The sequence below is a fragment of the Nocardioides sp. WJ219 genome (assembly GCF_058559815.1).
Genome location: NZ_JBZUJV010000006.1, coordinates 158670 through 171256 on the forward strand (window position 1 = coordinate 158670; position 12587 = coordinate 171256).

A 12587-nucleotide genomic window follows, 5' to 3' on the forward strand; every position below is an offset into this window, starting at 1 on the left:
GAGGCCCATTCCGGGCCTGCCCGGCCCGGCTCAGGGGAAGGGGATCACCGTCGACCGCAGCACGTCGCCGCTGCCGCACTGCAGCAGCTCGACCGTCTGGGTGTCGCCCACGGGCGGCCGGTAGGCCAGCACCGCCGGCAGGCTCCGGAACCGGACGGCGAGCAAGCGGCCCTCGCCCCACACGGTCGGAGGGCACTCGAACACCGGCGAGGAGGTGAGGTCGGCGCCGCCCAGCGGGAGGGAGTCGGTCGAGGGCGTGCCGCGGCGCCCGCGCAGCCGCTCCGCGTCGTCGGAGAACGTCGGTGCGCCGACCGTCGGCACGTCGTCCTCCGCGCCGCCGGGCGGCACCGTGCTCGGGGTCGACTCCGGCTCGAGGGCCTCCGGCAGGGCGGCGTCCCCCTGGTCGCGCTCCGCCGAGGAGCCGCCCGACGCGCTCCTCGAGTCGTCGGACTCGAAGCCCCCGTCGGTGTCGATGACCTGACCGACGCCGACGCCGAGGACGACCACGGCGGCCGCGGCACCCAGGAGCCCGGTGACCCGACGCCGACGTCGGCGGGCCGCGAGGTCGACGACCGGGGCGGGCTCGGGACCGGGTCGGTACGGCGGCGGGGGCCGCAGCGGCGGCGGCGGGGGCGCGATGCCGCGCGGTCCCTCGGAGACCAGGCCGGCCAGGACGGCGTCGAGCCGGGCCGCCACGTCGGGGGGCACGGGCTCGTCGTGGCGCGCCTGCGCGAGCAGGCGGCGTACGGCCTCCTGCTCGGCAGCGCTCGCCTCGGGCTCGTGCTGGGACATGGGGACACTTCCGGGTGGTGGGTGGCGGTGGGGTGGCGGTCGGCGTGGGGGTGACTCAGGCCGGAGGGCCCCGCGGCGGGTGCGTGGATGGGACGGCGCCGGGGGGCGGCGGGTTCCCCGGGGCAGCGGGGCCGGGCCCGCTCGCGTCGTCGAGGAGGTGCGCGAGGAGCGAGGCCAGGCGGGTGCGGCCCCGCGAGCAGCGCGACTTCACCGTGCCGACGGCGCAGTCGAGCATCACCGCCACCTCGGCGACCGGGTAGCCCTCCATGTCGACCAGCACCAGCGCGGCGCGCTGCTCCTCGGGCAGCTGCGCCAGCGCGTCGAGGACCTGGCGGCGGCGGTCGGTGCTCACGGCGACGTCGGCCGGGTCGGCGGCCTCGTCGGTGGCCGAGACCAGCGACCCGCGGCCGGCGTGCTCGTCGAGGTCGTCGGGAAGCGCCTCGGCGCGGCGTACCTTGGCGGCCCGGAGCCGGTCGAGGCAGGCGTTGACGACGACGCGGTGGAGCCACGTCGTGACCTGGGCCTCGCCGCGGAAGGACGCCGCGCGCCGGTAGGCGGCGATCATGCCGTCCTGGAGCCCGTCGGCGGCGTCGTCGGGGTTGCCCATGGTGCGCAGCGCGACCGCCCAGAGCCGGTCGCGGTGGCGGGTGAACAGCACGCCGAAGGCGGCGGGGTCGCCGGCCACGTGGGCCGCGAGCAGCTCGGCGTCGGTCGGGGCGTCGTCAGCCACCGCGGACCACCACCTCGGCCACGCTGCCGCGGAACCGGCCCTCGTCGTCGAGGGGGAGCGAGGTCAGCCACACCACCAGGTGCGAGCCGCGGGCGCCGCCGGTGTCGAGGACCAGCCGGTCGCCGTCGGCGGTGCCCTGGGCGGCGGGCTCGAGGCGGGTGAGGTCGTCGGCCTCCCGCGGGTCGGCGTCGAGGAGGTAGACCGACACCGAGGTCGGTGTGCCGGCGAGGGTCAGCTCGACCCGACCGACCTCGCGCTCCCCACCGAGGTCGAGCGCCAGGCCGACGCCCGACTTCAGGGCGTCGACGGTGCCGAGCTGGTCCTCGTAGCCCTGGGTGGTCCACCGGGTGGCGGGGTCGCCGTCGACGGCCAGGGCGGCGTCCTCGTCGTTCTCCGAGGGCGGGTCGCCCTGGGGGTCGTACGCCGCCACCGCCAGGTCGGCGATCGGCCGCCCGCCGGCGGCTCGTCGCGCGGACGGGTCGCCGGAGGTCAGGCCGGCCGTGCTCCCACCGGAGCGGTCGGGGCTCGACCCGCCGGTCTCGTCGTCGCCCGACAGCTTGATGGCCACCACCACGGCCACCCCGAGCAGCACCAGCACGGCCAGCACGGTCGCCAGGCGCAGGAAGGTCCGGCCGGGGACGGGCCCGTCGTCGGCCGGGACGGGGGCCGCGGTGGCGCCGCCGGGACCGGCGCCGGCTCCGGTGTCCCACGGCCAGAACCCGCCGGCGTCGCCCCCGGCCCCGCCGGTGCGGCTGCCCGCGCCACTGGTCGCGCCACTGGTCGCGGGGTCGCGCGGCGCCCGGCGCGGGACGCCACCGGCGGGCTCGGGGGCGAAGAGCGGCCGCTCGGGGGGCGCCTCGAACGGCGGCGGGGGCGGCGGCGGGGTCGACCGGCGCTCGAGCCACGAGACGTCGTCGCCGTCCTCACCGAAGATCGGGACCCCCGCCTGGGTGGGTCGGTCGTCCTCGCGCGCGGGGCGCCGGACGGTGGCGTCGTCCGGGACGGGCGGCTCGGCGGGCGGCTCGGCGGGCGGCTCGGCGGGCGGTGCGGCGGGCGACTCGTCGTACGGTTCGTCGTCCTGCTCGTCGTGGGGGAGGACCTCGGGCACGGGCGGCAGCACGACCTGCTCCTCCTCGGGCAGCACGTCGGGGGTGCTGGCGAGCACGGCCTCGGGCATGCCGACGGGGTCGCCCACGAACTCGGCGAGGTAGTCGGCCATCCCCCGGGCCGTGGCGGTCTCCTCGCCGGGCTCGCGGTGGCGGCCCTGGGCGAGCGGGTGCAGGACGTCGTCGCAGAGCAGGTCGAGCGGTCCGGGGATGCCGGCGCGGACCTGGCGGGGCCGGAGCACGTCGCCGTGCTTGCGCGGTGCCGCGGGCACGATGGAGCCGGACGACCCGGCCCAGCGGCCGGTCAGCGCGCAGTAGAGCAGGCCGGCGAGGTCGTCGAGGTCGCGCCGGACCGGGTCGCCCGCGCGGTCGTCGAGGCCGTGCAGGGCGGCGTCGACGCACAGGCCGATGATCCGGACCCCGCCCGCGCGGTCGACGAGGACGTTCTCGGGGTTGAGGCGGCCGTGGGCGACGCCGAGGTCGTGGGCCAGCGCGATCGAGTCGGCGACCTCGGCGACGAGCCAGGCGGCCTGGCGGGGGTCGAGCGGTCCGTGCCCGGCGACGACGATGTCGAGGGAGGCGCCCCAGCCCCACTCGTTGACCACGTAGCACTCGTCGTCGGTGCACTCGGCGTCGAGCACCCGCAGCACCCGGCGGTCGGGGACGGTGGCCGAGCGCCGCGCGGCGTCCATCAGGGCCGGTGCGCGGTCGTCGTCGCCCCGGATGACGTGGATCGCGACGTGCCGCTCGAGCACCGGGTCGTGGGCGCGCCAGAAGCGGCCGCCCTCGCTCTCGGTGAGGAGGTCCACGAGACGGTAGCGGTCGCCGAGGACGTCACCGGGCCGGGTGGCGTGCGGCACCTGAAGTCGACTCCTCGGTGGGACGTGCGTGGTCCCGGCCATCGTAGGACCGGTGGGGTCCACCGCGCTGCAGGTCAGCGGGCGCGGCTGACCTTGCGGGTGACGGTCCGCACCACCGTGGTGACCTCGGTGATCCCGGTGACCCGGGCCATCAGCAGGAACACCCCGCCCGTGACCGCGGCGACGGTGCCGCCGCGCAGGGCGGCGAGGGCCCAGTGGGGTTGGTCGGCCAGGCCGTCGAGGACGACGGCGAGGCCGCCGCCGACCGCCGTGGCAACCGCGACGGCCACCGCCAGCCGGGCCGCGAACCGCACCAGGCGGCCGGTCTCGAGACCGCCGAGGCGCCGGCTCAGGACGGTGTAGGACAGCGCCGCGCCCACGGCGTACGACGCGGCGTAGGCGAGCACCAGGGCGGGGGAGGTGCCCTCGGCGTCGACCGACCGGACGATCAGCACGGCGGCGACGATGTTGGTCGCCGCGACCCCGCACTGCATGAGGAACACCGTGCGGTTGAGCTCGAGGGCGTAGAAGCCGCGCAGCACCAGGTAGTGCACGGTGAACAGCACCAGCCCCGGGCCGAACAGCGCGAGGGACGGGGCGTAGCGCTCGAAGTCGTCGGACGCGGCGCCGTGGCCCCAGATGACGTTGGCGAGGTCCTCGGCGACGAACGGCAGGATGGCCGCGAACGGGACGACGACCGCCAGCGCGGTGCGCAGCGCCGAGGCCAGGGTCGCCCCGAGCCGGGGCCGGTCGCCGGCCGTCGCGTGCCGGGAGAGCTGGGGGAGGATCGCGGTGGCCAGCGACACCGTGATCACCGAGTGCGGCACCATCACGATCAGGAACGTCGAGGAGTAGACGGCGTAGCCGGTGCCGTCGCCGCCGTCGGCGGTGCCGCCCGAGGCCAGCGCCACCACCACGGTGTAGGCGACCTGGTTGACCACGACGAACAGCACGGTCCACACCCCGAGCCGGAAGGTCTGGCCGAGGCCGGCGTCGCGGAAGTCGAAGCGCGGGCGGAAGGTGTAGCCGGCCCGGCGGAGGTAGGGCACCAGGATCGCCAGCTGGGCGGCGATCCCCACGGTGGAGCCGACGCCGAGCAGGAGCTCCTGCCCACTGCCGAACGGGCCGAACCGCTCCGGCCCGCGGGCTGGTCCGAACGTGAGCAGGTAGGCCACCAGCACCGCGATGGAGATGATGTTGTTGGCGATCGGTGCCCACATCATCGGGCCGAAGCGGCCGCGCGCGTTGAGGATCTGCCCGACCAGCACGAACATCCCGTAGAAGAACACCTGCGGCAGGCAGTACCGCGCGAGGTCGACGACCGAGGCCAGGTGGGCGGCGCGGTCGGGGTCGTCGTAGCGGTCGTCGAGGTAGAGCGACATCAGCTGCGGGGCGAAGACGACGAGCGCGACCGTGACGGCGCCGAGGAACAGCGCCGCGAGGGTGACGACCCGGTTGGTGTAGGCGTCACCGCCGTCGGGGTCGTGGGCCATCGCGCGCACCAGCTGGGGCACCAGCACGGCGTTGAAGACGCCGCCGGCCAGCAGGATGTAGAGCATGTTGGGCACGGTGTTGGCGATGGTGAAGATGTCGGCGTGCAGGCTCAGCCCGAGCGCCGCCGCCAGCAGGGCCGACCGCACGAACCCGCTGAGCCGCGAGACCGCCGTGCCGGCCGCCATCACCGCGCTGTTGGCCAGCACCGTGCGCTGCTCGGCGGCGGGTGCCGCGTCGGGTCCGGTGCTCATCCGACCTCGACCGACGGTGCGGCGGCGGGATCGGGGTCCTCGACCGGCTGGGCCGAACGTCGACCGGCGCCCGGGTCGCCGCGCCGGGCCGCGCGCACGCGGCGCACGAGCCGGACGGCGATCGCCAGGAACAGCAGCCCGGCGCCGGTGCCCAGGATGATCCAGATCACGCCGCTGACCTGGGTCGCGCGGATCGGCAGCTCGTCGGTCGAGCCCAGCGGCGTGCCGGCGGCGTCGGTGACCACCAGCTCGACGTTGTGCACGGAGTTGGTGGTGGTGCGGGCCTCGAGGAACACGGTGTCGCGGGCGCCGGGCGCGAGCACGATCTCCTCCGGCGCGTCGACCTCGATGCCGGCGTCGGACTCGGCCCGGAGGCTCACCGAGACGCGGTGGTCGAGGGTGTTGGTGAGGGTGACCACGAACTCGCCGGCGTCGCTGGAGAGCGTGACACCGGGGGACGCGGTGACCTGGACGCCGCCGAGGCGCTCGTCGACCCAGGCGCGCGACCGGTTGGTCGTGAGGCGGCCGACGCCCTGGTCGTAGCGGACGAAGTAGGACAGGCCGGTCAGCGCCTCCTCGGTGATGACGCCGCCCACCTCGGTGTTGTCGACGAGCACGTTCTGGAGGGTGTCGCCGGCGTCGATGAGGCCGCGGACGTCGTCGACCGTGGCCGCGTCGAGCTCGCGACGGCGCTGGAGGCGGGTGTAGTCGAGGTCGTCGGCCGACACCGTCTCCGGCGTGCCGGCGGCCGACTCCACGGCGGCCAGTGAGCCATGGTCGACCCACGGGACGTCGAGGCCACCGAAGAACCCCGACGGCTCGGTGAGGCCCCACTCCAGCGGCAGGACGGCGACGAGCGGGCGGCGGTCGTTCTTGATGACCCGCACCGCGGCCTCGGCCAGGAGCCGCTGGCGGATGCCGACGGGCGTCAGCGGCGCCCCGGGCGGGGGACCGCCCTGCGTGGCGCCGTAGGAGGTGACCAGGACCCGGTGGCCGTCGACGTCGACGGCGGCCGGCGGCTTGTCGCCGAGCATCCGATCGGTGACGAGCACCCGCGTGTCGCGGTCGGCGGCCCGGATGCTGTCGCCGTCGAGGTAGCCGCTGGGGGACGTCAGGACGGGGGCGGACTCGACACCGAGGTCGGCGAGCGCGGAGCTGCGCTGGGCCAGGGCCAGGTCGAGCAGCTCGGGCGCGTGGGCGAGCGTGGCGGGCACGTCGATGTTGCCGTAGGGCAGGGTCAGCACCTCGTCGTCGGCCAGCGTCTCGCCCAGCCGGTCGAGCCAGGTCGACGCGGTGCGGGCGACGTCGGGCAGCTCGACGGGCTCGGCGTCCTCGGCCGGCTCGTCGGGCGTCGGCTCCCCGCTCGGTGACCCGGTCCCGGGGCCGGGGGTGCGGGTGGGACCCAGGCTGCGGGGCCGGTTGCCGCGGGCCAGGTGGTCGACGGCGTCGACCAGGGCGGGGTCGACCAGCCAGGTCACCGGGTCGGTGCCCTGGTCGACGAAGTCGAGGAGCTTGGTGAGGCGGCCGTCGGGCCCGAGCGCCCTCTCCCAGCCCTCGACGTCGTCGACGGACCCGTCCGGGGCGTAGCGGACCGGCTGGGCCAGCGGCACGACGAGCGACGTCGCGACCGGCGTGGCCTCGAACCGGCGGGGCACGTAGGGCAGGAAGGTGCGGGCCCGGCCGTCGGCGAAGTCCTCCTCGTCGGGGACCGACGGGCTCCCGCCGAGCGCGTGGACGCCGAACCAGTAGACGCCGGCCCGGGTCACCTCGACGGCGTCGGCCGGCAGCACGATCGTGTACGAGGCCGTGGCGCCGGGCGCCAGGGACGCGACGGACCCGGGCGTGCCGACGGTCGTCTTGCGCAGGCCCACGACCTCGTCGAGGGGGGACTGCATCGCCCGGGCGAGCTCGCCCTGGTTGCGCATGGGCTCGAACAGCTCGCCGTCGCCGACGATCGCGTACAGCCGGATCCGGCTCCAGGTCTCGTCGGTGCGGTTGGTGACGGTGCCAGTGACCCGGATGTTGCCGGTGGTCGGCAGCGACGACGGGCTCATCGTCGAGATGGTGACGCCGAGCGGGTCGTCGCCCGGGGCGACGCTTCCCGCGGCGGCGGCGGCGGCGGCGCGGGCCGGGGCGGCTGGCGCGGCCGGGGTCGCTGGGCCCTCTGGGCCCACCGGGCCCGCCGGGCCCGCCGGGCCCGCCGAGGCCGGGGCGGGGGCCACGCAGAGCACGGTGGCGACCCCGACCGTCGCCACGAGGGCGCGCAGGCATCTCGGGGGTCTGGCCACCTCCCGAGGGTATCCGGGTCGGCGGTGCGCGCCGCGCTCCGTAGACTCCGCGCCGTGTCCGTGGAGCCCCTGTCGATCGTCGAGGTGCAGCGTCGGGTCGGGGCTGAGCTCGACCGGCTCGCGCCGCTGATCGACAGCCTCGGCGCGCTCTTCACCGACGCCGGCCACGAGCTGCACCTGGTCGGCGGGCCGGTGCGCGACGCGATGCTCGGCCGTTCCCACCACGACCTCGACTTCACCACCTCCGCCCGACCCGAGCTGACCGAGCGGCTCCTCGGCGGCTGGGGCGACGCGCTGTGGGACATGGGCCGCGACTTCGGGACCATCGGCGCCCGCAAGGGTCCGTGGGTGGTCGAGGTGACGACGTACCGCTCCGAGAGCTACGACCCCGCCTCGCGCAACCCCACGGTGCAGTACGGCGACTCGCTGGCCGGCGACCTCGGCCGCCGCGACTTCACCGTCAACGCGATGGCCGTGGCGCTGCCCGACCGCCAGTTCGAGGACCCCTACGGCGGGATCGTCGACCTCGCCCACCGGGTGCTGCGCACCCCGGGCCGGCCGGAGGACTCCTTCGGCGACGACCCGCTGCGGATGCTGCGCGCGGCGCGGTTCGCCGCCCAGCTCGGGTTCACCGTCGCACCCGAGGTGGTCGCCGCGATGACCGCGATGGCCGAGCGGATCACGATCATCAGTGCCGAGCGGGTGCGCGACGAGCTGGTCAAGCTGATCTGCGCGCCGTACCCCCGGCTCGGCCTCACGCTGCTGGTCGATACCGGTCTGGCCGAGCTGGTCCTGCCCGAGCTGCCGGCCCTGCGCCTCGAGCGCGACGAGCACCACCGCCACAAGGACGTCTACGAGCACACGTTGACCGTGCTGGAGCAGGCGATCGACCTCGAGGACCGGCTCGGCGGCGAGCCGGACTTCGTCTCGCGGTTCGCCGCGCTGATGCACGACGTCGGCAAGCCGCGCACCCGGCGGCTGGTCGGCGACGGCACCGTCACCTTCCACCACCACGACGTCGTCGGCGCCAAGCTGACGACCAAGCGGATGAAGGCGCTGCGCTTCAGCAACGACGAGATCGACGCCGTCAGCAAGCTGGTCGAGCTGCACCTGCGCTTCCACGGATACGGGTCGGGGGAGTGGACCGACTCGGCCGTGCGCCGCTACGTGCGCGACGCCGGCGACCAGCTCGAGCGCCTGCACGTGCTGACCCGGGCCGACTGCACGACCCGCAACCAGCGCAAGGCCGAGCGGCTCCGGCGGACCTACGACGACCTCGAGAAGCGCATCGCGCGGCTGTCGGAGGAGGAGGAGCTGGCCTCGTTGCGCCCCGACCTCGACGGCAACCAGATCATGGAGGCCCTCGGCATCGGTCCGGGCCGCGAGGTCGGCGACGCCTACACGTTCCTGCTTGAGCTGCGGCTCGATCGCGGGCCGCTCGACGAGGACGCCGCACGGGCGGCCCTGCTGGAGTGGTGGGCGTCACGGTGACGCTGTTGAACATCGTTCAGTAAGGTCCGGCCATGGCCGACACCCAGCAGCACCAGGAGCTCGAGGCGACCATCGACATCGCCGCCCCGCCGGCGCAGGTGTGGGCGCTGGTCACCGACGTGCCCCGGATGGCCTCGTGGAGCCCGCAGGTCGTGCGCACCAAGGTCTGGGGCGGCGCGGTCCGCCAGGGCGCGACCTTCACCAACCTCAACCGCCAGGGCCTGCTGCACTGGCCGACCAACGCCGTGGTCGTGCGGTTCGAGCCGCACCGCGACTTCGCGTTCAAGGTCAAGGAGAACCGGACGATCTGGTCCTTCGAGCTCACCGAGAACGCCACCGGCGGCACCACCGTCACCCAGCGCCGCGAGGTGCCGCACGGCATCTCGCCGCTCTCCCTGCGCCTGACCGGCGTCGCCCTCGGCGGCGTCGAGTCGTTCACGCGGCGCCTCGAGCGGGGCATGCACGAGACCCTGGCGCGGGTGAGGACCGAGGCCGAGGCCGCCGCCCGCGCCTGACCCGGGTTGACCTTGTCCCAGGGTCAAGCCGCACGGTCGGTGCGCCGGTGAGGTGCACCGGCGCACGAGGAGGCACCGTGGGGCGCATGCGGTTGATGTCGATCGGCGACGCGGCCCGGGCGAGCGGCCTGAGCGCCAAGGCGCTCCGGTTGTACGACGAGTCGGGCCTGCTGCGCCCGGCCGAGGTCGACCCGGTCTCGGGCTACCGCTGGTACGCCGCGGACCAGCTCGACCGGGCGCGCCTGGTCGCGCGGCTCCGGCTGGCCGGGATGCCGCTGTCCCGGATCCGGGTGGTGGCCGACCTGGCCGGCCGCTCGGGCCGGGCGGCGGCCGCCGAGCTGACGTCGTGGTGGCGCCAGGCCGAGGCCGACGCCGCGTCGACCCGCGCGCTGGTGGCCGACCTCGTGGCCGAGCTCGACCAGAGGGAGCAGGACATGGGCACGCACGACAGCCAGCAGGTCGCCGCCGTGGCGGCGTCGTACGCCGAGCAGGGCGGGCGCGCGTCGCAGTGCGACGCGGTGCGCACCGACGGCGGCGTCTACGCCGTGGCCGACGGCATCGGGAACGCGCCGGGGGTGGCCGCCGACGTGGTCGGCGCGCTCGCGCCCGGTGACCTGGCCGCCCTGGACGCCTCGGTGGCCCGCGCGGCTGCGCTGGTGGCGGAGAAGTACGCCGGCCGGCCCGACGCCGCCACCACCGTGACCGCGTTCGCGCTGGGCGCGGACCACGTCGTCCTCGCCCACGTGGGCGACACCCGCGCCTACCTGGTGCGCGAGGGGCGGCTCGAGCGGCTCACCCGGGACCACAGCGTCGTGCAGACGCTCGTCGACGAGGGCCGGCTCACGCCGGAGGAGGCGCGCGCCGACGACCGCCGGGTGATCATCAACCGGGCGATCGCGGTGGACGCGCCGTACGCCCCCGACCTCGCGATCCACGCGGTGCGACCGGGCGACCGGCTGGTGCTCACCACCGACGGCGTGCACGCCGTGCTCGACCCGGCGGCGCTGACCGACCTGCTCGTCGCCGAGCGTCCGCCGCAGGACGTCGTCGACGCGGTCGCGGACGCCGTGCGGGCGGCGGGGGAGCCCGACAACCACGCCGCGGTGGTCGTCGACCTCTAGGGACGCGCAGGGCGGGCACCCCGTCGGGGTGCCCGCCCTGTCAGCGGTGGTGCGGGGGAGCCGTCAGCTCACTCGGTGCCAGCAATGAAGGCCTCGACGTGGCGACGGCCCTCGTCGTCGGGCAGCTGCACCGGCGGGCTCTTCATCAGGTAGGACGATGCGCCGATGAGCGGGCCGCCGATGCCGCGGTCCATGGCGATCTTGCAGGCGCGCAGGGCGTCGATGATGATGCCGGCGGAGTTGGGGGAGTCCCAGACCTCGAGCTTGTACTCCAGGTTGAGCGGGACGTCGCCGAACGCGCGGCCCTCGAGGCGGACGTAGGCCCACTTGCGGTCGTCGAGCCAGGCGACGTAGTCGGACGGGCCGATGTGCACGTTGCGGCTGTCGGTCTTGTCGGCCAGCTCGCCGGTGAGGTTGGAGGTCACCGCCTGGGTCTTGGAGATCTTCTTCGACTCCAGGCGCTCGCGCTCGAGCATGTTCTTGAAGTCCATGTTGCCGCCGACGTTGAGCTGGTAGGTGCGGTCGAGGGCGACGCCGCGGTCCTCGAACAGCTTCGCCATCACGCGGTGGGTGATGGTGGCGCCGACCTGGCTCTTGATGTCGTCGCCGACGATCGGGACGCCGGCGTCCTCGAACTTCTTGGCCCAGACCGGGTCGGAGGCGATGAAGACGGGCAGCGCGTTGACGAAGCCGACGCCGGCGTCGATGGCGCACTGGGCGTAGAACTTGTCGGCCTCCTCGGAGCCCACCGGGAGGTAGGACACCATCACGTCGACCTCGGCGTCCTTGAGCGCCTGGACGACGTCGACCGGCTCCTGGGCCGACTCCTCGATCGTCATCCGGTAGTACTTGCCCAGGCCGTCGAGGGTCGGGCCGCGCTTGACCTCGACGCCGAGCGTCGGGACGTCGGCGATCTTGATCGTGTTGTTCTCCGAGGCGTTGATCGCCTCGGACAGGTCCTTGCCGACCTTCTTGTCGTCGACGTCGAACGCGAGGACGAACTCGACGTCCTTGACGTGGTAGTCGCCGAAGGCGACGTGCATCAGGCCCGGGACGGTGCCGTGCGGGTCGGCGTCACGGTAGTAGGTGACCCCCTGGACCAGGGAGGTGGCGCAGTTGCCCACTCCGACGATTGCTACTCGTACCGAACCCATGGGGTTTCCCTTCGTGTGACGAACATGTCGCGTGCTTTGGTGTCTGTGGTGGAGCTGGTGCAGCGGTGGATCGGGTCGATCAGGTCGATCAGGGGTTCTGCGTGGCCGGCGGTGGGACGGCGGCCCGGTTGCGCTCGGCGTTGATCAGGTCGGAGAGCCACTGGACCTCGCGCTCGGCCGACTCGACCCCGTGCCGCTGGAGCTCGGCGGAGTAGCGGTCGACCTCCTTCTCGGTCATCGACAGCTCCCGCTGGATCCGGTCGAGCCGCTCCTGGAGCCGCGACCGCCGGCCCTCGAGGACCCGCAGCCGGATCTCCATGTCGGTGCGTCCGAAGAACGCGAACCGGATGCCGAAGTTGTCGTCCTCCCACGCAGCCGGACCGATGTCGGTCATCAACCGCTCGAACTCGGCCGTGCCCGCGGGCGTCACCTGGTAGACGATCTTGGGCCGACGCGACGTCGGGGTGAGCGACGGCGCGAGCTCCTCGATGAGGTTGCCCTTGAGCATCTTCTTCAGCGTCGGGTAGAGCGAGCCGTAGGACAGCACCCGGCCCCACCCGAGCATCAGGTTGAGCCGCTTGCGCAGCTCGTAGCCGTGCATGGGTCCCTCGTGCAGCAGTCCGAGGACTGCCAGCTCGATGGAATCACTGCGACGCGCCATGCGACCTATCGTAGCGATATATCCGCGGATCCGGAAAAGTCGATGCTTCGGATGTGAGGTCGCCCCTCGGGTCGGGGTCGCCACCCGGGTTTCGGCTCCTCTCAGCACCCGCCCGTACGCTGAG

The 12587-nt window shown here is 74.4% G+C and carries 10 protein-coding genes; 3 read left to right on the forward strand and 7 right to left on the reverse strand.

Annotated elements, in window-relative coordinates; all coding sequences use genetic code 11:
• Window positions 1-30 precede the first annotated feature (30 nt).
• The 5 genes from AC4MBH_RS15640 to AC4MBH_RS15660 all read right to left on the reverse strand — a co-directional run bounded on the left by AC4MBH_RS15640 (window position 31) and on the right by AC4MBH_RS15660 (window position 7521).
• Window positions 31-792, reverse strand: coding sequence for a hypothetical protein (locus tag AC4MBH_RS15640; RefSeq protein WP_491795834.1), 762 nt, complete (start codon window positions 790-792; stop codon window positions 31-33).
• A gap of 55 nt (window positions 793-847) precedes the next feature.
• Entirely contained in the window at window positions 848-1522 is a 675-nt protein-coding gene (sigM, locus tag AC4MBH_RS15645) for an RNA polymerase sigma factor SigM (protein WP_491795835.1), read from the reverse strand.
• Window positions 1515-3488, reverse strand: coding sequence for a protein kinase family protein (locus AC4MBH_RS15650; protein ID WP_491795836.1), 1974 nt, complete (start codon window positions 3486-3488; stop codon window positions 1515-1517). The genes sigM and AC4MBH_RS15650 overlap by 8 nt, the downstream gene beginning before the upstream one ends.
• 74 nt (window positions 3489-3562) lie before the next feature.
• Window positions 3563-5233 (reverse strand): murein biosynthesis integral membrane protein MurJ, encoded by a 1671-nt coding sequence (gene murJ, locus AC4MBH_RS15655; protein ID WP_491795837.1) that lies wholly within the window; start codon window positions 5231-5233, stop codon window positions 3563-3565.
• Window positions 5230-7521 (reverse strand): DUF6049 family protein, encoded by a 2292-nt coding sequence (locus AC4MBH_RS15660; RefSeq protein ID WP_491795838.1) that lies wholly within the window; start codon window positions 7519-7521, stop codon window positions 5230-5232. The genes murJ and AC4MBH_RS15660 overlap by 4 nt, the downstream gene beginning before the upstream one ends.
• A 54-nt stretch (window positions 7522-7575) precedes the next feature.
• Here AC4MBH_RS15660 and AC4MBH_RS15665 point away from each other — a divergent pair, with 54 nt between their 5' ends.
• The 3 genes from AC4MBH_RS15665 (at window position 7576) to AC4MBH_RS15675 (ending at window position 10648) form a co-directional block, all read left to right on the forward strand.
• Entirely contained in the window at window positions 7576-9012 is a 1437-nt protein-coding gene (locus AC4MBH_RS15665; protein WP_491795839.1) for a CCA tRNA nucleotidyltransferase, read from the forward strand.
• Between the two features lie 32 nt (window positions 9013-9044).
• A complete protein-coding gene (locus AC4MBH_RS15670) occupies window positions 9045-9527 on the forward strand; it encodes an SRPBCC family protein (RefSeq protein ID WP_491795840.1) in 483 nt (160 codons plus the stop codon).
• 86 nt (window positions 9528-9613) lie between these two features.
• A complete protein-coding gene (locus tag AC4MBH_RS15675) occupies window positions 9614-10648 on the forward strand; it encodes a MerR family transcriptional regulator (RefSeq protein WP_491795841.1) in 1035 nt (344 codons plus the stop codon).
• A gap of 68 nt (window positions 10649-10716) precedes the next feature.
• Here the strand turns inward: AC4MBH_RS15675 and AC4MBH_RS15680 are convergent, their stop codons facing one another.
• The gene (locus AC4MBH_RS15680; protein WP_491795842.1) at window positions 10717-11802 is read right to left on the reverse strand and encodes an inositol-3-phosphate synthase; all 1086 of its coding nucleotides are present in this window, start codon (window positions 11800-11802) and stop codon (window positions 10717-10719) included.
• 88 nt (window positions 11803-11890) lie between these two features.
• Window positions 11891-12463 (reverse strand): PadR family transcriptional regulator, encoded by a 573-nt coding sequence (locus tag AC4MBH_RS15685; RefSeq protein WP_491795843.1) that lies wholly within the window; start codon window positions 12461-12463, stop codon window positions 11891-11893.
• Window positions 12464-12587 lie beyond the last annotated feature (124 nt).

What these genes read in the sequence shown, in the direction of transcription:
- AC4MBH_RS15685 (WP_491795843.1), bottom strand. Translation starts at nt 12,463, where the DNA reads ATGGCGCGTCGCAGTGATTCCATCGAGCTGGCAGTCCTCGGACTGCTG.
- murJ (WP_491795837.1), bottom strand. Translation starts at nt 5,233, where the DNA reads ATGAGCACCGGACCCGACGCGGCACCCGCCGCCGAGCAGCGCACGGTG.
- AC4MBH_RS15675 (WP_491795841.1), top strand. Translation starts at nt 9,614, where the DNA reads ATGCGGTTGATGTCGATCGGCGACGCGGCCCGGGCGAGCGGCCTGAGC.
- AC4MBH_RS15640 (WP_491795834.1), bottom strand. Translation starts at nt 792, where the DNA reads ATGTCCCAGCACGAGCCCGAGGCGAGCGCTGCCGAGCAGGAGGCCGTA.
- AC4MBH_RS15680 (WP_491795842.1), bottom strand. Translation starts at nt 11,802, where the DNA reads ATGGGTTCGGTACGAGTAGCAATCGTCGGAGTGGGCAACTGCGCCACC.
- AC4MBH_RS15670 (WP_491795840.1), top strand. Translation starts at nt 9,045, where the DNA reads ATGGCCGACACCCAGCAGCACCAGGAGCTCGAGGCGACCATCGACATC.